Source organism: Photobacterium nomapromontoriensis, from assembly GCF_050336815.1.
Lineage (GTDB): Bacteria > Pseudomonadota > Gammaproteobacteria > Enterobacterales > Vibrionaceae > Photobacterium > Photobacterium nomapromontoriensis.
This window is the reverse complement of record NZ_JAKJSL010000058.1, coordinates 1-19,976: the sequence shown is the minus strand read 5'-3', so window position 1 is coordinate 19,976 and position 19,976 is coordinate 1. Positions and strand designations below refer to the sequence as shown.

Sequence of the window (19,976 nt, the reverse complement as noted above, 5' to 3'; positions counted from 1 at the left end):
TGTGTAAATCAGCATAAAGCATGGTTGGGTGGTATGTGGTGGTTGGGGGGAGGAAAAAACCAAAAAATAAAGGAGGCCGAAGCCTCCTTGATATATGGGATAGTCATACGTTTCGTGCTCAGCGAACGTGGCTGAGCAGGAAATATATTAACGCATGGTGACAAACTCTTCTGAGCCTGTTGGGTGGATAGCTACTACAGAGTCGAAGTCTGCTTTGGTGGCGCCCATCTTCATTGCAACGCCAAAGCCTTGGATCATCTCATCCACGGTGTAGCCGATGCCGTGAAGACCAACGACTTTCTCGTCGTCACCCGCGCATACTAGCTTCATTTTGCATGGTTGGCGGTGAGCGGTGACGGCGGTGTACATCGCGGTGAAACCAGACTGGTAGACTTTAATGTTGTCTTCGCCGTACTGGGCGATGGCATCTTGTTCCGTCAAACCGATGGTACCGATTGGCGGGTGGCTGAATACCACGGTCGGTACCAGTGTGTAGTCCATTTTTGCATCAAGCTTGTTGTTGAACAGGCGCTCTGACAATTGGCGACCCGCTTTCACCGCAATCGGAGTCAGCTCGATACCACCTTCCATGATGTCACCGACACAGTAGATACCTTCAACATTGGTCTGCTGGTATTCATCAACTTTGATGTAGCCGCGGGCATTGGTTTCAACGCCTGCTGCCGCTAGGTTGATTTTATCCGTGGTCGGGTTGCGACCAATTGCCCAGATCAAGAGATCGGTATTGTGGCTTTCACCATTGTCAAAATGCAGGGTGATTGAGCCATCTTGCTCTTTGACCACTTCTTTGGGTACTGAATGGGTATGCAGCGTCGGGCCTTCGGTGTTCATCACTTCAACGAGGGTATCGATGATCATTGGGTCGAAGGTACGCAGCGGTGACTCTTTACGCACGAACAGGTGGGTATCGGTCCCCAGAGCACTCAATACACCGGCAATTTCTACTGCAATGTAACCGGCACCAACAATGGCAGTCCGCTTTGGTTGTTCAGTCAGCGCAAAGAAACCATTGGAATCAATACCGTGCTCAGCACCTGGTACATTCGGAATGGTTGGTTCGCCGCCGACAGCGATCAGAATATGATCGGCGGTGTAGTGTTCACCATTTACTTCGATGGTCTTCGCATCCACGAAGGTCGCGAAGCCGTTGATCACTTCAATTTTGTTGTTGCTTAGTACATTGTCATAAGCGGAGTGAATGCGGCTGATATACGCTTCGCGGCTTTCTACCAGCTTGCTCCAGCTGAAGCCTTTTACATCGACATCAAAGCCGTAGTCTTTGGCGTACAGATGCATGGCTTCCGCGATTTGTGCGCCGTGCCACATCACTTTCTTCGGTACACAACCCACGTTTACACAGGTACCACCAAGTGCTTTGGCCTCAACCAGTGCAACCTTGGCACCATACATAGCTGCACGGTTCGCTGAGGCAATCCCGCCGCTGCCACCACCAATACAGATGTAATCAAAATGCTTCGCCATGACTTTACTCCAATAATTTTTATTAATTTGGCTGTTATACCCAAGCTACCTCAAGATGCTCGTTTCAGCGAGAAGATATTGGTTTCTAATCAAGGCGTAGATTTGTAGACATAGGAGTTCTACGTTAAAAATCTGCAACGCTGAGTAGAAGCCAATAACACTCGCCTTTTGGGAGTGATTCAGCGCAATCACTTCGGTATCAAATGCCTTTGGAAGGGAATTATTCCTTCAGACATTTTCCTTGATTTGAATGCGTAGAACTCACTTTGAATCCAACATATTGAGGCAACTTGGGTATAGTAGTTTAATCAAGAACGGGGGCAGTTACGAGAGGCGATGGTCGAGAAATTAGACATAAAAAAGGCAGGAAACATCCTGCCTAAGTGTCCGGTCTGCGGGCTTATTCCGGCACAACCCACTCGACGGTGTGGTGGCCGTGGTTCGGCGCAATAGCCTGTTGTAGCCATGGCAGGATGGCTTTCATCTGGTTTTCCAGCATCCACGGTGGGTTGATCACAATCATGCCAGAGGCGGTCATGCCGCGCTCTTCGGTATCCGGTTCAACGCCCAATTCAATCTGGAGAATTTTCCGAATGCCGAGATCTTTCAGGCCTTTTAGCATCTTGTCGATGTTTTCACGATACACCACAGGATACCAAATAGCATAGGTGCCCGTTGCCCAGCGAATATGACTCGCTTTAATCGCTTTGACCACGTCCATATACTCATGCTTGAGCTCATAAGGTGGGTCAATCAGCACTACGCCGCGGCGCTCTTTTGGCGGAAGGCTGGCCTTAAGGCGAGCAAAACCATCTTCTTTGTAGATTTTTACCTGACGATCACCGCGAAATTCTTGCAGTAGCAGTGGGAAGTCGCTCGGGTGCAGCTCAGTCAGCACCATGCGATCGTGTTCGCGGATCTGGGCTCGGGCCACCTTCGGTGAGCCTGGGTAGTAACGCAGTTCTTCCGTGTCATTCAATACTTTGATGGCATTCAAGTAACTGGCAAGCTCGGCTGGAATATCGTCACGACCCCAAATACGGGCTATACCTTGCTTGAATTCACCGGTTTTTTCACTGCGCTCGTCTTGCAAGTCATAGCGGCCGACCCCGGAGTGGGTATCGTGATAGACAAACGGCTTATCCTTTTGCTTGAGGGCATCAAGGATCAGGCTCTGGACAATGTGTTTGACCACATCGGCATGGTTGCCGGCGTGAAAACTGTGGCGGTAGCTCAGCATGGCTGGGATCTCGACAGAAAAATGTAATGAATTGAGCCTGTATTATGGCGAATTGCCGCGGAATAGCTAGGGGTGGGGATGACTTCTATCGTGGCGGATGTTAATTGTACGTTAAAATGCTAGGATGTTTTTACGACTTGGTGGCACGAAAGGATTGATTTTATGTGTCAGAAGACGCATTTAATAAAGAACAATATATTTAAGGAACCGCGCATGTCTAACCCATTACTTACAATGACGGATCTGCCCCCGTTTTCACAGATTGAGCCAGAGCATATTAAACCCGCTGTCGAGCAGGCGATTGCTGACTGCCGTGCGGCAGTAGAAGCGGTATTAGCGCATGACGCTGCGCCGAGCTGGGAAACGATTTGTGTTCCTCTCGCAGAAACTGATGATCGTTTGAGCCGCATCTGGTCCCCGATCGGTCATCTTAACGGGGTTAAAAATAGCCCAGAGCTCCGCGATGCTTATGAGAGCTGCTTGCCGTTGCTGTCAGACTACAGCACTTGGGTGGGACAGCATAAAGGCCTGTATGACGCGTATAAAGCGATCAAAGCCGATGCGGGTTTTGCGGTGCTGAGTCAGGCGCAACAGAAGTCGATCACTGACGCCCTGAAAGATTTTGAGCTGTCAGGCATTGGGCTGCCAGCCAAAGAGCAGCATCGCTATGGTGAGATCAGCAAGCGCTTGTCTGAGCTTTCCTCAACATTCAGCAACAACGTGCTGGATGCGACCATGGGCTGGAGTAAGCTGGTAACAGACGACGCTGATTTAGCCGGTTTGCCTGAGTCTGCGTTGCAGGCGGCCCAAGCCAATGCTGAAGCGAAAGATCAGCAAGGTTACCTGTTCACATTAGATATTCCGTCTTACCTGCCAGTGATGACCTATTGTGAAAACCGCGCGCTACGTCAGGAAATGTATGAGGCTTTTGTGACCCGCGCGTCGGATCGAGGTCCGAATGCGGGCAAGTGGGACAACAGCGACATCATTGCAGAGAAGCTAAAACTGAATCACGAAATAGCTCGTTTGTTGGGTTTTAATACTTACAGTGAGAAATCATTGGCGACTAAAATGGCAGAAACACCCGCTCAGGTCCTGGGTTTCCTCAATGATTTGGCGAGCCGCGCCAAGCCGCAAGGCGAGCGAGAAGTAGCTGAGTTGCGTGAGTATGCCAACTGTGAGTTTGGCGCAGCCGATCTCCAGCCATGGGATTTTGCGTTCTATGCCGAAAAACTGAAGCAGCATCGTTACAGTATTTCTGATGAGCAGCTACGTCCTTATTTCCCAGAGCAGAAAGTCGTCGCCGGCTTGTTTGAGGTACTCAAGCGTGTGTTCGGGATGGAGGTGAAGGCGCGTGACGGGATTGAGACCTGGCATGAGTCTGTGACCTTCTATGATATTTTTGACGCAAAAGGTGAACTGCGTGGCAGCTTCTATCTAGATCTGTATGCCCGCGAGCATAAACGTGGTGGTGCATGGATGGATGAATGTATTGTCCGTCGTGTGCGTCAGGATGGCACGTTGCAATCGCCAGTCGCTTACTTAACGTGTAATTTCAATAAACCGGTTGGCGATAAACCTGCTCTGTTTACCCATGATGAAGTGGTCACTCTGTTTCATGAAACCGGACATGGCATCCACCATATGCTGACACAAGTTGACGTACCTGCCGTGTCGGGTATCAACGGTGTACCATGGGATGCGGTCGAGCTGCCAAGCCAGTTTCTTGAAAATTGGTGCTGGGAAGAAGAGGCACTGAGCTTTATCTCTGGTCATTATGAAACTGGTGAGCCTCTGCCAAAAGAAATGTTAGATAAGATGCTGGCAGCCAAGAACTACCAGTCAGCCATGGGACTGCTGCGTCAGCTCGAATTCGGTCTGTTCGATTTCACCCTCTATACTGAATACGATCCAGAAGCCGGCGCCAAAGTGCTAGAAACTCTCGCTGAGATCAAATCGCGCGTGTCGGTGGTACAAAGTCCAGAGTGGGGCCGTTTCCCGCACAGCTTCAGCCACATCTTTGCCGGTGGCTACAGTGCCGGTTACTACAGCTACCTGTGGGCAGAAGTGCTGTCGTCAGATGCTTACTCGCGTTTCGAAGAGGAAGGGATTTTCAATACCGACACCGGTGCAGACTTCCTGGACTGTATCCTTGAGCGTGGCGGCAGCGAAGAGCCGATGGCACTGTTCAAGCGTTTCCGTGGCCGTGAGCCGCAGATCGATGCGTTGCTTCGCCATTCGGGCATCACGGGTTAATCCCTGTATCGCAGGTAATAAAAAAGCACCCGAGGGTGCTTTTTTTGTTTGGATGGGTATGCGGTTAGGCACACTCGTTGATCACCAGTGGCCAGCCCATATCGGTTTGACGGATGGCTTCTTGCTGTAGCTCAGCATTGCTCAGTGGGTTAGCCGCTAACCATGTGGCGGGCAGAGACAGGGTCAGGGTGTTGTCTTCCACGGTAAGGGTAAAGGGCGGTTGCTGGGCCTTGTCGCGGCGGTGGCACAGGATCACGGCCAGCCGGAGCAGGCGGAGTAATCGGGTGGCACTGGGGGCAGACAGGGCATGCTGCTCCGGTAAGCTGGTGAGCTGTTCACGAAAACGGCGCAGCAGTTCAGCAATCAGGTGTTTCTGCGCCAACGTAAAACCGGGCAGATCACTGTTGTTGATCAGGTAAGCGGCATGCTCACCGCTCTTTTTAAACTCTAGTAAGGTGCCGATTTCATGCAGGGCGGTACAAGCATGCAGTAAATATGATGCTTGTGGTTCCAGTTGCCATGCGGGTGAGCTCGCGTTGAGTAAAGCCTTGGCCATGTCGGCGACGTGTTCGGCATGTTCACTATCAAGCTGAAAACGCGATTGCAGACTGTGCAGCGTGCGCTCCCGGACATCGTGATGGCGCATTTGACTCATCATCTCGTACACCATGCCTTCGCGCAAGGCGCCGCCTGCCAACGTCATGGCATCAATATTGAGTGATTCAAAAATGGCGATCAAGATTGATAAACCGCTTGGGAACACCAGCGCGCGCTCAAGGGTTAACCCTTCAATATCGAGATCTTCTAACCGCTCATATTGCATTGCCTGTCGCTGCATGCGTTTGAGCTTTTGCAAGGTGATGATTTCATCCATCCCCTGAGCCAGCATGATTTCTTGCAGGGCTTGTACGGTACCGCTAGCCCCGACGCAGGTTGTCCAACCCAGAGCTTGATACTGGTCGACAATGGGGGCGATAGCCGCTTTCGCAGCTGTAATGGCGGCATCGAAGTTAGTCGCGCTCAGATAGCGATCTTTAAAATAGCGCTCTAACCAGGTGACGCAACCCACTTTGAGGCTGGTCAGGGCGTTGGTATCAAACCTTTCGCCAATAATCACTTCGGTACTGGCTCCGCCAATGTCAACCACCAGACGTTTACCGCTTCCCCCTGAGGTATGAGCGACGCCTTGATAGATGATTCGGGCTTCTTCTTCACCTGGAATGATATCAACGGGATAGCCGAGTATAGCCTCCGCTTTGGAAAGAAAAGTATCGGCATTGATCGCCGTTCGCAGTGCGGCAGTGCCGACAATCCGGATATTCTCTGCCGGAATGTCTTGCAGGCGCTCGGCAAACAGGCTGAGGCAATCCCACCCCCGTTGCATCGCTTCGTTGCTAAGTTCATTGTGGCTATTAAGACCCGCGGCAAGGCGCACCTTACGCTTGATCTTTGCCAGAGTTTGCACGCTGCCTGCAACCTCTCTGACTATCCACATATGGAAGCTGTTCGAGCCTAAATCAATGGCGGCATACAAAGGGGATACTGTTCTTTCCATGGTCATATCTGCTGGTTACGCCGGTTTGTTTTGTGGCGGACGGCGACGGTTACGCTGCTGGCGAGGTTGGCCTTGGCGTGATGAATTGTTGCTATTACGACGGCCACCGTTTTGACGCGGTGTACGTGGAATACTCACTGGCGGCGGTAGGTCATCAAGGAGTGCTTCAGCATCATATTTTGATAGCGGGATAGCGTGCTCGATGTAGGTTTCTATCGCAGGCAGGTTAATCGCATAGCCTTCACAGGCGAAGCTGATGGAATGGCCACTGGCGCCAGCACGACCAGTACGGCCGATACGGTGAACATAGTCTTCGGCATCGTCAGGCAGATCGTAGTTGAAAACATGGGTAACCTGAGGGATGTGCAGGCCACGAGCAGCAACGTCGGTGGCAACTAGGATGTCAATTTCACCTTGGGTGAATTGTTCTAGAATGCGTACGCGTTTCTTCTGTGGGACATCACCCGTCAGTAGGCCAACACGGTGTTTATCTGCAGCAAGGTGCGCCCAGATATCTTCACAGCGGTGCTTGGTGTTAGCAAAAATGATGGCACGATCAGGCCATTCTTCTTCGATCAACGTCTGTAGCAGGCGCATTTTGTCCTGGTTTGACGGATAGAAAAGCTCTTCCTGAATGCGGTGGCCGGTTTTTTGCTCAGGCTCAACCACAACGCTTTCAGGGCTGTTCATGTGTTCGAAAGCCAGCTCTTTTACGCGGTATGACAAGGTTGCCGAGAACAGCATGTTCAGGCGCTCAGCTGGTGCTGGCATACGGCGGAACAAGAAGCGGATATCTTTGATAAAGCCCAAGTCAAACATGCGATCAGCTTCGTCCAGAACCACGGCCTGAATAGAGCGAAGATCAAAAACATGTCGCTTGTAGAAGTCGATAATACGGCCACAGGTGCCAATCAGAATATCGACGCCATCTTCCAGTGCTTTCTGTTGTTTTTCATAGGCTTCACCGCCGTAGGCTAGGCCTGCGGTCAGTCCGGTGCTTTCAAGCAGCGGCTGGGCATCATTGTAAATCTGGATAGCCAGTTCACGGGTAGGTGCCATAATGATAGCGCGAGGGTGATTTTGTTTGCGATCCTCTTTGGCTGGGGTAACCAGCAGGTGGTTAAAAGTCGCGGTCAGGAAAGCCAGGGTTTTCCCTGTGCCTGTTTGAGCCTGACCAGCAATGTCATGGCCGGAGAGCACTACCGGCAATGCCAGCGCCTGGATCGGCGTACAATTATGGAAACCTTTGGCTTCCAATCCTTGTAAAACCCGAGGGTCTAAACCCAGGTCGGCAAATTTTTGCTCTGTGATATGAGTCATCTTCATTCGTATAGAATATCAGCTTAGGGTTGCAATACGAAACGGATTCCATTCAAATAGGGCATCGATTTGCTGGTTAAAATCAAATCAGCTAAGAAAATCAACCATTGGAGTGGAAGATGAGCGACAAGATTGTGCAGCTGACCGATGAAAGTTTCGACAGCGATGTGATTAATGCAGCAGGTCCAGTACTGGTCGATTTTTGGGCCGAATGGTGTGGTCCTTGCAAAATGATAGCCCCAATCCTTGATGAAATCGCGGATGAGTACGAAGGCAAGCTAACGATCGGCAAACTGAATATCGATGCGAATGCCGACACCCCGCCTAAATTTGGTATCCGTGGTATCCCGACATTGCTACTGTTCAAAGACGGTAACGTGGCCGCCACGAAAGTGGGCGCGCTATCAAAAGGCCAGCTAAAAGAGTTCCTGAACGCGAACCTGTAAGCGATCTGAATGTGAACCATGCTCAATTTCTAAGTTGTGCATGGTTTGACAACCGTCTATGCTAGACGGATGAGATCTTTAGTGCTAACTTAATGCCCGTAAATTGCACTTTCGTTCATTCCTTGACCTGCCTCATTGGTCGACTTTCTCAAATTAATATAGAACCCCCATTTTGACTGACAAGAAACCCACCACTATGAATCTGACTGAACTGAAGAGCCAACCTATTTCACAGTTGGTTGCGCTTGGCGAAAGCCTAGGGCTTGAAAACCTAGCGCGCTTGAGAAAACAAGACATCATCTTTGCCATTCTCAAGCAGCACGCGAAAAGCGGTGAGGACATTTTTGGCGATGGTGTTCTAGAAATCCTTCAAGATGGCTTCGGCTTCCTCCGTTCTGCAGACAGTTCTTACCTTGCCGGCCCTGACGATATCTACGTTTCTCCTAGCCAAATTCGCCGTTTCAACCTTCGCACTGGTGATACCATTGCCGGAAAAATTCGTCCACCGAAAGACGGTGAGCGTTATTTTGCCCTACTGAAGGTTAACGAAGTTAACTTCGATAAGCCGGACAACGCCCGTAACAAGATCCTGTTTGAAAACCTAACGCCACTGCACGCTAACGAGCGTATGCGTATGGAGCGTGGTAACGGTTCAACCGAAGACATTACCGCCCGTGTTTTGGATTTGGCTTCACCTATCGGTAAAGGCCAGCGTGGCCTGATTGTTGCGCCGCCAAAAGCCGGTAAAACCATGTTGCTGCAGAACATTGCCCAGAGCATTGCCTACAATCACCCTGAGTGTGTGTTGATGGTGCTATTGATCGACGAACGTCCGGAAGAAGTGACCGAGATGCAGCGTCTGGTGAAGGGTGAAGTGATTGCCTCTACGTTTGATGAGCCAGCGTCTCGTCACGTACAGGTTGCTGATATGGTGATAGAGAAGGCCAAGCGCCTGGTTGAACACAAGAAAGATGTTGTGATTCTGCTGGACTCAATCACTCGTCTGGCACGTGCATATAACACCGTGATCCCATCATCAGGTAAAGTACTGACAGGTGGTGTGGATGCCAACGCCTTGCACCGTCCAAAGCGCTTCTTTGGTGCTGCTCGTAACGTTGAAGAAGGCGGAAGCCTGACTATCATCGCCACCGCGCTAGTGGATACTGGCTCGAAGATGGATGAAGTGATCTACGAAGAATTTAAAGGTACAGGTAACATGGAACTGCATCTTTCTCGTAAGATTGCGGAAAAGCGTGTCTTCCCTGCAATTGACTTCAACCGTTCAGGTACTCGTCGCGAAGAGCTGCTGGCAAAAGCCGATGAGCTACAAAAAATGTGGATTCTGCGTAAGATCGTTCACCCAATGGGCGAGACCGATAGCATGGAATTTTTGATCGATAAGTTATCGATGACTAAGACCAATAATGAATTCTTCGATGCGATGCGTCGTCAGAAATAATTAATTCGCTGTCTAACTCACAGTTTCTAAAACGCCACCTCGTGTGGCGTTTTTTATTGTCTGTACTTTGGGCATAATCCTATTGCTCGCTGTTCAATTATACTTAATGGTAGAGGCAGCCGCTTACTTTATAGGTATTCGCGGACCAGGATGGTTCGAATATTATGACTTTTTTATCACCAGGGAGGTGACATGCGACTAGGACGGTGCATGCAGATAGGACTCCTTGCTGTCAGTATGACGATGACAGCCGGTGTGGCTCATGCAGTTAGTGTGAATCGCACGACCGAGGTGTCAGCACAAGACGTTAAGCGCGTTATTACTTCTTACCAAGTTCAGCATCGGGTTGCCGCATTGTCGGTGCTCTATGTGAACAGCGATTTTTGGTCGCTGGAATTCAACCTATCCCTGCTTTCTGCTTTACCACAGGAAGCCGTTAGGGCGTCGCTGGTGGACTATGCGATCACTCATCAGGCTCTGGATCAGGCGAAGGCTGATTGGCTTCAGGAGCAGGCTGAACGTAAACCCATGTTCAGTATCATCGAACAAGGTGATGGCTACATGGTGACACGCAGTGCCTTTCGTTATGGCGCCAAAGCGCGAGGATTGGTGTTGCGTTGGCAGCAAATTCTGTTGGCTCAGGCCATGACGGCACAGGCCGAGCAAGGCGAATTGGTCTTGTCGCAGTGGCTGGCCGGAGATTTATCGGCCCAGACTGCACGGCGAGATATTTTTCTGAGCCAATTGCCGCAGTTATCTGAGTCAGCGGTTGCACAGCTTGCAGAGCAGTTCATCTCGGATCGTAAATTGATGTGGCAGCCTGATAACGCGGTACTTGCTGCATTAGCCGCTGCATCGGGGCGCGAGGATGTCTACCATCTGTTATGGCGTCGGCGTAGCGACCAGTACAGTCTGGCAGAGCTGAACCGCCTTACCAGTCTTGCCCCGCAACCTATGGCGATAGAACAGTTGATGGCGGCGACGATAAACCCCTCTTTAAAACGTCAGGCCTATCGTGCCTTGATTTCATTTCCATCATTACCGATGGCTATCCATGATTTTCTCAAGGGCAAATTAAATGAGGTCGATGATGGCCAGATTGTTGCAACGGAATTAGCCCGCAGTCATCATCGTGATTGGCTGGAGCTGTGGGCGGCGTCAAGCCATAACCCCGTGTTGAAAAATAACGTCAGTATAGCGATGGCTCCGTCGCCATAACGAGCTGTATGCGACAGTCGAATTTACGCTGTCCTGGCGTTAACAAATCGTTATAATGACGTGATAATGATTATTTGTACCCGAGGCGGCGAGCGGCTTCGGGTGCTGGTGTATTTTGGATGGATAACCGCGAATCGATGAAATTCAAGGATCTGCGAGAGTTTATTGACTACCTAGAGCAACAAGGGCAGTTACAGCGTATTACGCATCCCGTTAACCCGGATCAGGAAATCACTGAAATTTGTGATCGCACTTTGCGGACGGGCGGGCCAGCACTGTTGTTTGAAAACCCGATTGGCTATGACATGCCCGTGTTGGCTAACTTGTTCGGTACTCCTGAACGGGTGGCTATGGGGATGGGGCGTCAGGATGTGCGCGAGTTGCGTGAGGTGGGCGAGTTGTTGGCCTATTTGAAAGAGCCAGAGCCACCGCGTGGATTTCGTGACGCGATCGATAAGCTGCCAGTGTTCAAGCAAGTGCTGAATATGCCCGTCAAACGCCTGCGTAAAGCGCCTTGCCAGCATATTAGATGGCAAGGGGACGAGGTCAATCTGGACAATATTCCGGTGATGAGTTGCTGGCCGGGTGATGTCGCGCCGTTGTTGACGTGGGGGTTGACGATCACCAAAGGGCCGAATAAAAAACGCCAGAACCTTGGTATTTATCGCCAGCAGAAAATCGGCAAAAATAAAATCATCATGCGCTGGTTGGCCCACCGTGGTGGCGCGCTGGATCTGCGTGACTGGATGGAGACTTATCCCGGCAAACCCTTCCCGGTGACCGTGGCGTTCGGTGCCGATCCGGCGACGATTCTGGGTGCGGTGACGCCGGTTCCTGATACCTTGTCAGAGTACGCATTCGCAGGGCTGCTGCGTGGCAGTAAAACGGAGGTAGTCAAAAGCCTCAGTAATGATCTGGATGTGCCTGCCAGTGCGGAAATCGTCATGGAAGGTTATATCGACCCGAATGAGTATGCTGATGAAGGGCCATACGGCGATCATACGGGCTACTATAACGAGGTTGAACGTCACCACGTATTCACCGTCACCCATGTCACGATGCGCCAAGATCCCATTTATCACAGCACCTACACTGGCCGTCCACCGGATGAGCCTGCAGTGCTTGGGGTGGCATTGAATGAAGTGTTCGTGCCGATTTTGCGTAAGCAGTTTCCTGAAATTACTGATTTTTATCTGCCACCGGAAGGGTGCTCTTACCGGATGGCGGTGGTCACGATGAAGAAGCAGTACCCCGGGCACGCCAAGCGAGTCATGATGGGGGTGTGGTCGTTCCTGCGCCAGTTTATGTATACCAAGTATGTGGTGGTGTGCGATGACGACGTGAATGGCCGTGACTGGAACAGTGTCATTCATGCCATAACCACCCGGATGGATCCGGTGCGCGATACACTGATGATCGACAACACCCCGATTGACTCACTCGACTTTGCTTCTCCTGTGGTTGGGCTTGGCTCAAAAATGGGGCTAGATGCGACCATTAAATGGGCGGCAGAAACCCATACAACGCCCAATAATACCTATCAAGCCGATCCCGAGTTTGATATTGCAGCAAGCCAGCGTGCATTACAGGAACAATACCCTGAGATTGTCGACTGCTATTTACCGCCAGAAGCGGATGCCAGCAGTATGGCCATTGTCAGCATGAAGAAATCAGCTGTCGGTCATGCGCGGCAGCTGATGAATGGGATCTGGGCATGGCTGAGCCAGTTTACCGATGCCAAGTTTGTCATTGTGTGTGATGACGATGTCAATGTGCGTGACTGGAATGATGTGATCTGGGCGATCACCACCCGGATGGACCCAAGCCGTGATACGGTGTTGATCCCCTCGCCAGATGTAGGTCGGAGTTCGAAGCTGGGGATGGATGCGACCAATAAATGGCCGGGAGAAACCGATCGAGAGTGGGGAACCCCAATTAGCAAAAATGCAGCGATCGTGGCAAAAATTGATGCGATCTGGGATAAATTAGGAATTAACGGTTAACCCTGATAGATCGGTAATATCAATACGGTAGTTACGAACCCGAAATAACAACAATAGCCCGGTATGTTACCGGGAATGAGAGAAATAATGCACCAAGTTCACCTGTTGCCTCATGATATTACGTTCCGCGCTGAAACGGGCCAAACGGTATTAGAGGCTGCGCTCAATGCAGGTATTGCTTTCCCGAACCGCTGTCAGGTAGGGGCATGTGCTATGTGTATGTGCCGTAAACTGTCGGGTGAGATCCGTTATCAGCTAGCGCCTATGCTTACTGAGAATGAGCAAGCCGAAGGCTGGATCTTTGCCTGTCAGGCCGTCGTCGAGAGTAACTTGGTCTTAGAGTTAGATTAGAGGAAGAAAATGTCAATCAAATGCGAAGTTAAGTCCATCGAACCCTTGGCTTGTAACACGTTCCGGATCTTGCTCAAGCCAGATCAACCGGTTGATTTCAAAGCGGGGCAATACCTCTTGGCGGTCATGGGCGAGAAAGATAAGCGTCCATTTTCCATTGCCAGTAGCCCGTGCCGTGAAGGTGAACTGGAGCTGCACATCGGTGCTGCAGAGCATAATGCCTACGCGATTGAAGTGGTCGAGGTGATGAAAACTGCGTTGGCGGAGGGGTCACAGATCGAGATTGAAGCGCCACACGGTGATGCCTGGGTACGTGATGACAGCAACAAGCCGTTGTTGTTGATTGCGGGAGGAACTGGGTTCTCGTATGTCCGAAGTATTCTCGATAACTGCCTGAGCCGTGGTGTCTCTCAGCCGATTTTCATCTACTGGGGGGGACGTGATGCCTGCCAGTTGTATGCACATGATGAGTTGCAGGCATTGGCCGAACAGCATGCCCATTTGACCTATGTGCCCGTGGTTGAAACGGCACCAGCCCATTGGCAGGGTAAGGTGGGTAACGTACTAGAAGCGGTAAGCGAAGACTTTGTCAGTTTGTCAGCTTACGATATCTACATTTGTGGCCGTTTTGAGATGGCGGGCGCGGCGCGTGAGCAGTTCTCGGCTGAAAAAGGTGCGGTGCGCGAGCGGATGTTCGCCGATGCTTTCTCGTTTATCTAGGTTTTAGTAGTGAGGGACTAGGGGCGAGGAAAAGCGATAAAAGCGGATCTATGACCCTAAGATCCTGTGGGGATTCTGCGGCGACCTGATGTTCCGGCGGATACTCAGCTTACAGAACCCAAACAAGAGGCGAGATCATGGATCTCGCCTTTTTTATGTGCGCTGTTTAGTGGTGCTATTTATCTAAATTAATGGGCTCTGGCTTGTTCGACCTTGCGCTTTACCCATGTCTCGTTGAGCCACAGTGATACCATGATGATGACTCCGCCGAGGATCAGGCGCGGGTAGTCGACATCGCGATTCCAGATCACGATATTGACGATAAGGCCAGCAGGCACCAAGGCGTTGTTCATGATCGCCAGCGCACCTGCGTTAACCAGCGTGGCACCCTTGTTCCAGATGAAATAGCCCAGCCCGGATGCAATCGTGCCGAGGTAAATCAAAATACCCCATTGAGTGCTGGTGGTTGGCAGCTGCTCGGTATTGCCAAACAGCAAGAACATTGGCAGGGCGACACACATCGCCCCAAGGTAAAACAAGCCAAAAACCGTATGCTGGGGAATATCTGCCTTTTCCTGTTCGATGATCCGCTTATAGCCCACCTGACCAATGGCAAAACAGAGATTCGCCCCCTGAACGATAAAAAAGCCGAGAATAAAATTTTCATTGATCCCTTCAAACTTGATCACTGCCGCGCCCAGTACCGCCACGGCGGCGGTTACCAGATACCAAGCTGAAAATTGGCGATGCAACATATCGTAAATCAGCGTGACGTAGATGGGGGTGAAAATGGTAAACAGCAGGACTTCCGGTACACTCAAATAAAGGAATGACTGGTAGTAAAAGCAGTACATCAGCCCCAGCTGAAACGCCCCGACCGCCATCAGTTTGAGTGACAGTGCACGGTGCAGGTGCTGGCGACGAAGGAAAGGCAAGAACACGAGCGCCGCAAGGCTAACACGGGTGAGCACCGAGAACCAGGCATCCACTTGCCCGGCCAGATAGACCCCAATCAGGCTAAATGAAAATGCCCACAGCAGGGTAACAGCAGAGAGATATCCCATAAGATAAAATGTGTTGTCCAAAAAATGATGGCGCTAGTGTAGCGGAAGTTGTCGGCAGGGAAGTAGTAGATTTCTGCGTTTTGGGACTGGTAAGAGCAATGAAATGCGAGACGTTAAGCCGAGTGATAACCGGGCTTTCGCAGTTGCAGCACAATAGGTTTGTGGTACGGGGCGAAAGCCGCGGGATTGCGGGATTATTTGAGTGGTACCATCAGCATATCGATCGGAGAGCGATTGATGAGCTGCTTGGCGGAGCTGAGAATTTTACTCCAGAAATCTTGGTGGTGACCACAAACCACCAGTTCGATATCGAGATCATCAATCACATGACAGATCTCATCACTTAAATCACCGCTGCCAACCAACGTATGGGAAACCGGGTAATTGGCTTTGGCTGCCAGCGCCTTAAGCTGTTGCTGGGCATCATCGGCCATCTTGTGTTGGGCGTCGGCGAGGTTGATATCAATCAGTCCGGTATACAGTTCGGCATAATTAACGTCAATGTGGATCAGCGATAGCTTGGCATCCAGTGCCTTGGCCAAATCGGCCGCTTTACCGAGGATAATGTGGCTGTCGTCTGAGAGATCGATGGCAACCAGAATATGTTTATACGCCATAATATGCACTCCTTGACCGTGCGGGTTTTATCTCATGCTAGCATCGACTGCGATGGAATAATATTACCGGGATCCCAACTTACGGCGCCTTAGCAAAAAGAAAAATGAGTCGTGAAAGATTGAATTGACTCTGTTTTTTTGACAGAAGTCGCTGGCTGTGATTTTGATTAGTATAGAGTATTCTCCTTATGCCCTTTGAGTTGCATTATCATGAGGGCATGGTGACAATAGGTAACTGGCGTTTTCATACCTATCGTTGAGATTGGTATACACTAGAATAGATAGGAGTAGTGCGATGTTAGCTCAAGCTATGGTTGAGAAACTCAACGAGCAAATCAATCTGGAGTTCTTTTCTTCAAACCTTTACCTGCAAATGAGTGCATGGTGTGAAGACAAGGGCTTTGAAGGGGCCGCAGAGTTTTTGCGTACCCATGCCGTTGAAGAAATGGCCCATATGCAGCGTTTGTTTACCTATGTGAGCGAAACGGGTTCGATGCCAATATTAGGGACGATTGAAGCACCGAAGCATGAATTTGCCTCATTAGGTGATGTATTTCGCGAAACGTATGAGCATGAACAATTGATCACTAAGCAGATCAATACGCTGGCTCATGTGGCGTTTACGAGCCAAGACTACTCAACATTTAACTTCTTGCAGTGGTATGTCGCAGAGCAGCACGAAGAAGAAAAATTGTTTAAAGGTATCCTAGATAAGATTGAGCTGGTTGGTGAAGACGGCAAAGCGCTATTTTTCATTGATAAAGATCTTGCGGCAATGGCAAAAGCTGAGTCTTCATCGGTTATGGATACAACAGCTGGCTGATAAGTTCGGGGCATGGCAACATGCCCCATCTATGCTTCATTAGCCTGGCTGATCAGAGACGTTGTTCGGGGGGCTTTATGATCAGTGGTGATGCACTTTTACTTGCACTTTTTTTGGTAGCAGTAGTGAATGTATCTCGGTATGTCAGTACATTGCGCACGTTACTCGCGGTAATGCGAGAATGTGATCCCCTGCTATACCAGCAGGTGGATGGACGCGGTTTTTTCTCTTCTCAGGGAAATGTTTCTAAGCAAATTCGGCTGTTTCATTATATTCGCAGCCATCAATATCAAAATCACCATGATCCCATCTTCATGGAAAAATGCGTCAAAGTACGTAAGCTGTTTATTTTGGCAAGCGCCTACCTGTTGATTTTTTTCATTTCTATTTTTGTTGTGGCCTACCTCGGGATTTAATGACCGGTTGGTGTCAGGGCTTGAAATCCGAGCAGCTGAGCACTACCGTAGCGACCAAGAGATATTAATAACCGGATCGCTATGAATCATTTATACCAATGGTGGGATGCCTTACAGCAAGGTGTGAGTCAAAACTGGATCGGCAATGTGGGTTTATTGCTGCTCCTCAGTGCCTGTTTGTGGGGGGGCTGGTTGATGATCACCCGGCATTTACTCCACATCGCAGAAAATACTCGTCTGCTTTGGGACGATGCTTTGATCAGAGCGGTTCGGCGGCCGATCAGCTGGTTAATTTGGCTGTGGCCTGCCGCATTTGCCCTCGGTGTTGTGATCGAAAATACCTCGCATTATTCTGCTTCCTTCCTCTCAACCCTGCGTCAGTTGATGGTGGTATGGACCGTTATTTGGGTTCTGCTGCGCTTGATCAGCAATGCAGAGGAAGCGATTTGCCGCAATATGAAAGATGTCACCACCATCACTGCGATATCAAAAGTATTGCGTTTAGTGGTCATGGTGATTGGCGGTCTGGCGATGATGCAGAACTTCGGTTTGAGTCTCTCCGGGGTGCTGACATTTGGTGGTGTGGGTGGCTTGATTGTCGGTATGGCGGCAAAAGATTTACTCGCCAACTTCTTTGGTGCGGTGATGATTTATTTTGACCGCCCGTTCAAGATTGGTGATTGGATCCGTAGCCCTGACCGCCAGATAGAAGGCACAGTAGAAAGGATTGGTTTCCGGATGACCTTGATCCGTACATTCGACAAACGACCGTTGTATGTACCCAACTCGGTATTCAGTTCGATAGTGGTCGAAAATGCTTCGCGGATGCTCAATCGCCGGATCAAACAGACCGTTGGTTTGCGTTATCAGGATGCTGATAAAGTTGAGATCGTGGTGAAAGACATCAAGGCGATGCTATCGCTTCACCCTGATATCGATTCCCACCAGACCATGATCGTCAGTTTTGAAAGTTATGGCCCGTCGTCTTTGAACATTTTGGTTTACACATTTACCAAGACCACGGAGTGGGTGGCGTATCAAGACGTCCAGCAAGATGTGATGCTGAAGATTATGGCAATCGTCAAAGAGCACGATGCCGGTTTTGCGTTTCCCACAACCACGGTGCAGATTGATCTTCCTGAGCAGGCTGAGGCCCCCGTTGTGCGTTTACCCGCCTCTGTAGGTTAATCGTTAAGGGGTGTAACGGCTGAGAGGATAATCCATTGGTATTCACTTTGCCTGGCAGGTAAAATTGCCGCCATCCGGTGAGGGTGAGCCGGGATATACCCAAGGTCATTGGGATATTATGTATTGAAAGGGATGCAGGCCCGCGGGCAGTGCATCCCTTTTTTATCGATAGGCTTGGTACGATTGAGACCAACAGCGGTGAAGTAATGACAGAAAAATTTGATGTGGTAGTAATTGGCGCGGGTGCGGCTGGCTTGATGTGTGCCGCCGAAGCGGGTAAGCGTGGTCGTTCGGTGCTGGTAGTTGATAATGCTAAGAAGCCAGGCCGTAAAATCCTGATCTCAGGCGGGGGCCGCTGCAATTTCACCAATTACGATGTCGCCGCGAATAATTACGTTTGCCGTAACCCACATTTCGTGAAATCGGCCTTATCGCAATACACCCAGTGGGATTTTATCTCAATGGTGTCAAAGCACGGGATCACCTTCGAAGAGCGTGAACACGGCCAGCTATTTTGTGAAGATTCCGCCAAAGATATCGTAAAGATGCTATTGGCAGAATGTGATTTACCGACGGTACAGCAGCGCTATCAGGTCGATGTGTACAGCATCGAGCAGACAGATAGCGGCTTTCGCCTCAAACTGAATACCGAGATGGTAGAGTGCGAGTCGCTTGTGGTGGCAACGGGTGGATTATCGATGCCGAAACTGGGCGCGACGCCATTTGGTTACCGCATTGCTGAGCAATTTGGCCTGAAAATGGTGCCGACCACCGCGGGTTTAGTGCCTTTTACCCTGCACACTGCTGATAAAGATGCGTTTGCCGAGCTGTCAGGGATCGCCATTCCTACGGTGGTCGAGGCAGAAAATGGCGTCAGCTTTAAAGAGAATTTATTGTTTACTCACCGTGGCCTGTCAGGGCCGGTCATTTTACAGATCTCCTCGTACTGGACGCCGGGACAGAAAGTAACGGTCGATTTACTGCCGGAGCTGGATTTGGCTGAGATCTTGACAACCATGCGTGAGCAGCATCCGAACCAGAGCCTGAAGAATTCACTGGCGCGACTGTTGCCAAAACGCCTGATTGAGGCGTTGATGACGCGGGGTGAGGTGGTCGACCGTCCACTTAAGCAGCTTAACCCGAAAGACATTACTGCACTGGCGACCTCTTTCCACCAGTGGACCATTGTGCCAAACGGCACTGAAGGCTACCGTACCGCCGAAGTGACATTGGGCGGGGTCGATACCGACGAGCTATCATCGAAAACCTTGGAAACGAAAAAGATCAAAGGGCTGTATTTTGCCGGTGAAGTGATGGACGTCAGTGGCTGGCTTGGTGGCTACAACTTCCAATGGGCCTGGAGTTCAGGCTTTGTGGTGGGCCAGTACGCGTAAACGCGTGGGACGAAGGAGACGCTACCTCCATCAGGTAAACGCCGTGAACGGTATAGTTAGCCACGTTTCCCTCTCTTGCTCTGTGCGTCCAGTTGGCGATAGGCTGATTCCCAGTACATGTCAGGGCTGGGCAGGGGCGGGAAAAACGCGCTGAAATCACGGTGGTTGTAGTCTTCCCTGAGGTTCTGGGATATCGACATACTGAAGTAGCCAGCTATAACATCGAGCGGGCCCTTGCCCTTGCCGGTGTAGGTATAATGTACCGCCGAAAGTGGCGAGTCTTCTCCTGGCTGACGTAAGCGGGTGATATCGTGGTTATCCTCACTCATAAACCACTGTCCCTCTTGTACAATCCAGCGCTGTGGCGCGATGCCTGCCACAACCTTTGGAGTGTCAAACCGAT

The 19,976-nt window shown here is 50.5% G+C and carries 18 protein-coding genes; 11 read left to right on the top strand and 7 right to left on the bottom strand.

Features of this window, described 5'->3' with window-relative positions:
• Positions 1–147 precede the first annotated feature (147 nt).
• Both gorA and L4D12_RS22670 read right to left on the bottom strand, forming a co-directional pair.
• Positions 148–1,503: a glutathione-disulfide reductase gene (gene gorA, locus L4D12_RS22675; protein WP_428450100.1), complete on the bottom strand. Its 1,356-nt coding sequence runs from the start codon at positions 1,501–1,503 to the stop codon at positions 148–150.
• A gap of 400 nt (positions 1,504–1,903) precedes the next feature.
• Positions 1,904–2,743 carry a 23S rRNA (adenine(2030)-N(6))-methyltransferase RlmJ gene (locus L4D12_RS22670; protein ID WP_428450099.1) on the bottom strand — a complete coding sequence of 280 codons (840 nt, stop codon included), beginning with the start codon at positions 2,741–2,743 and terminating at the stop codon, positions 1,904–1,906.
• Between the two features lie 213 nt (positions 2,744–2,956).
• On the opposite strand from L4D12_RS22670, the gene prlC reads away from it, so the two are divergent.
• Positions 2,957–4,999 carry an oligopeptidase A gene (gene prlC, locus L4D12_RS22665; protein ID WP_428450098.1) on the top strand — a complete coding sequence of 681 codons (2,043 nt, stop codon included), beginning with the start codon at positions 2,957–2,959 and terminating at the stop codon, positions 4,997–4,999.
• 64 nt (positions 5,000–5,063) lie between these two features.
• On the opposite strand, the gene gppA is transcribed toward prlC, so the two are convergent.
• Both gppA and rhlB read right to left on the bottom strand, forming a co-directional pair.
• Entirely contained in the window at positions 5,064–6,554 is a 1,491-nt protein-coding gene (gene gppA, locus L4D12_RS22660) for a guanosine-5'-triphosphate,3'-diphosphate diphosphatase (protein ID WP_428450097.1), read from the bottom strand.
• 15 nt (positions 6,555–6,569) lie between these two features.
• Positions 6,570–7,880, bottom strand: a complete 1,311-nt coding sequence (gene rhlB, locus L4D12_RS22655; RefSeq protein ID WP_428450096.1) for an ATP-dependent RNA helicase RhlB — start codon at positions 7,878–7,880, stop codon at positions 6,570–6,572.
• Positions 7,881–7,993: 113 nt separating this feature from the next.
• Here rhlB and trxA point away from each other — a divergent pair, with 113 nt between their 5' ends.
• The 6 genes from trxA to fre all read left to right on the top strand — a co-directional run bounded on the left by trxA (position 7,994) and on the right by fre (position 14,071).
• Complete coding sequence (gene trxA / locus L4D12_RS22650) at positions 7,994–8,320, top strand: thioredoxin TrxA (RefSeq protein ID WP_428450095.1); 327 nt, start codon at positions 7,994–7,996, stop codon at positions 8,318–8,320.
• A 196-nt stretch (positions 8,321–8,516) separates the two neighbouring features.
• Positions 8,517–9,779 (top strand): transcription termination factor Rho, encoded by a 1,263-nt coding sequence (rho, locus tag L4D12_RS22645; protein ID WP_428450094.1) that lies wholly within the window; start codon positions 8,517–8,519, stop codon positions 9,777–9,779.
• A gap of 192 nt (positions 9,780–9,971) precedes the next feature.
• Complete coding sequence (locus L4D12_RS22640; protein WP_428450093.1) at positions 9,972–10,997, top strand: hypothetical protein; 1,026 nt, start codon at positions 9,972–9,974, stop codon at positions 10,995–10,997.
• Positions 10,998–11,134: 137 nt separating this feature from the next.
• On the top strand, positions 11,135–13,000 hold the full coding sequence (ubiD, locus tag L4D12_RS22635; protein ID WP_428450123.1) for a 4-hydroxy-3-polyprenylbenzoate decarboxylase: 1,866 nt from the start codon (positions 11,135–11,137) through the stop codon (positions 12,998–13,000).
• Positions 13,001–13,084: 84 nt separating this feature from the next.
• Positions 13,085–13,351 carry a 2Fe-2S iron-sulfur cluster-binding protein gene (locus tag L4D12_RS22630; protein WP_428450122.1) on the top strand — a complete coding sequence of 89 codons (267 nt, stop codon included), beginning with the start codon at positions 13,085–13,087 and terminating at the stop codon, positions 13,349–13,351.
• A 9-nt stretch (positions 13,352–13,360) separates the two neighbouring features.
• Positions 13,361–14,071, top strand: coding sequence for an NAD(P)H-flavin reductase (gene fre, locus L4D12_RS22625; RefSeq protein WP_428450092.1), 711 nt, complete (start codon positions 13,361–13,363; stop codon positions 14,069–14,071).
• A 188-nt stretch (positions 14,072–14,259) separates the two neighbouring features.
• On the opposite strand, the gene L4D12_RS22620 is transcribed toward fre, so the two are convergent.
• Positions 14,260–15,135: a carboxylate/amino acid/amine transporter gene (locus tag L4D12_RS22620; protein WP_428450091.1), complete on the bottom strand. Its 876-nt coding sequence runs from the start codon at positions 15,133–15,135 to the stop codon at positions 14,260–14,262.
• Positions 15,136–15,329: 194 nt separating this feature from the next.
• Positions 15,330–15,752, bottom strand: coding sequence for a universal stress protein (locus tag L4D12_RS22615; protein ID WP_428450090.1), 423 nt, complete (start codon positions 15,750–15,752; stop codon positions 15,330–15,332).
• Between the two features lie 295 nt (positions 15,753–16,047).
• Here L4D12_RS22615 and ftnA point away from each other — a divergent pair, with 295 nt between their 5' ends.
• The 4 genes from ftnA to L4D12_RS22595 all read left to right on the top strand — a co-directional run bounded on the left by ftnA (position 16,048) and on the right by L4D12_RS22595 (position 19,573).
• Positions 16,048–16,575 carry a non-heme ferritin gene (gene ftnA / locus L4D12_RS22610; RefSeq protein ID WP_428450089.1) on the top strand — a complete coding sequence of 176 codons (528 nt, stop codon included), beginning with the start codon at positions 16,048–16,050 and terminating at the stop codon, positions 16,573–16,575.
• Between the two features lie 77 nt (positions 16,576–16,652).
• The gene (uspB, locus tag L4D12_RS22605; protein WP_428450121.1) at positions 16,653–16,991 is read left to right on the top strand and encodes a universal stress protein UspB; all 339 of its coding nucleotides are present in this window, start codon (positions 16,653–16,655) and stop codon (positions 16,989–16,991) included.
• A gap of 81 nt (positions 16,992–17,072) precedes the next feature.
• Positions 17,073–18,179: a mechanosensitive ion channel family protein gene (locus L4D12_RS22600; RefSeq protein WP_428450088.1), complete on the top strand. Its 1,107-nt coding sequence runs from the start codon at positions 17,073–17,075 to the stop codon at positions 18,177–18,179.
• 206 nt (positions 18,180–18,385) lie between these two features.
• Positions 18,386–19,573, top strand: coding sequence for a BaiN/RdsA family NAD(P)/FAD-dependent oxidoreductase (locus tag L4D12_RS22595; protein WP_428450087.1), 1,188 nt, complete (start codon positions 18,386–18,388; stop codon positions 19,571–19,573).
• A gap of 56 nt (positions 19,574–19,629) precedes the next feature.
• Here L4D12_RS22595 and L4D12_RS22590 read toward each other — a convergent pair.
• Positions 19,630–19,976, bottom strand: a 347-nt coding sequence (locus L4D12_RS22590) for a hypothetical protein (RefSeq protein ID WP_428450086.1), incomplete at its 5' end; no start/stop codon positions are given.

What these genes read in the sequence shown, in the direction of transcription:
- gorA (WP_428450100.1), bottom strand. Translation starts at nt 1,503, where the DNA reads ATGGCGAAGCATTTTGATTACATCTGTATTGGTGGTGGCAGCGGCGGG.
- L4D12_RS22670 (WP_428450099.1), bottom strand. Translation starts at nt 2,743, where the DNA reads ATGCTGAGCTACCGCCACAGTTTTCACGCCGGCAACCATGCCGATGTG.
- prlC (WP_428450098.1), top strand. Translation starts at nt 2,957, where the DNA reads ATGTCTAACCCATTACTTACAATGACGGATCTGCCCCCGTTTTCACAG.
- gppA (WP_428450097.1), bottom strand. Translation starts at nt 6,554, where the DNA reads ATGGAAAGAACAGTATCCCCTTTGTATGCCGCCATTGATTTAGGCTCG.
- rhlB (WP_428450096.1), bottom strand. Translation starts at nt 7,880, where the DNA reads ATGAAGATGACTCATATCACAGAGCAAAAATTTGCCGACCTGGGTTTA.
- trxA (WP_428450095.1), top strand. Translation starts at nt 7,994, where the DNA reads ATGAGCGACAAGATTGTGCAGCTGACCGATGAAAGTTTCGACAGCGAT.
- rho (WP_428450094.1), top strand. Translation starts at nt 8,517, where the DNA reads ATGAATCTGACTGAACTGAAGAGCCAACCTATTTCACAGTTGGTTGCG.
- L4D12_RS22640 (WP_428450093.1), top strand. Translation starts at nt 9,972, where the DNA reads ATGCGACTAGGACGGTGCATGCAGATAGGACTCCTTGCTGTCAGTATG.
- ubiD (WP_428450123.1), top strand. Translation starts at nt 11,135, where the DNA reads ATGAAATTCAAGGATCTGCGAGAGTTTATTGACTACCTAGAGCAACAA.
- fre (WP_428450092.1), top strand. Translation starts at nt 13,361, where the DNA reads ATGTCAATCAAATGCGAAGTTAAGTCCATCGAACCCTTGGCTTGTAAC.
- L4D12_RS22620 (WP_428450091.1), bottom strand. Translation starts at nt 15,135, where the DNA reads ATGGGATATCTCTCTGCTGTTACCCTGCTGTGGGCATTTTCATTTAGC.
- L4D12_RS22615 (WP_428450090.1), bottom strand. Translation starts at nt 15,752, where the DNA reads ATGGCGTATAAACATATTCTGGTTGCCATCGATCTCTCAGACGACAGC.
- ftnA (WP_428450089.1), top strand. Translation starts at nt 16,048, where the DNA reads ATGTTAGCTCAAGCTATGGTTGAGAAACTCAACGAGCAAATCAATCTG.
- uspB (WP_428450121.1), top strand. Translation starts at nt 16,653, where the DNA reads ATGATCAGTGGTGATGCACTTTTACTTGCACTTTTTTTGGTAGCAGTA.
- L4D12_RS22600 (WP_428450088.1), top strand. Translation starts at nt 17,073, where the DNA reads ATGAATCATTTATACCAATGGTGGGATGCCTTACAGCAAGGTGTGAGT.
- L4D12_RS22595 (WP_428450087.1), top strand. Translation starts at nt 18,386, where the DNA reads ATGACAGAAAAATTTGATGTGGTAGTAATTGGCGCGGGTGCGGCTGGC.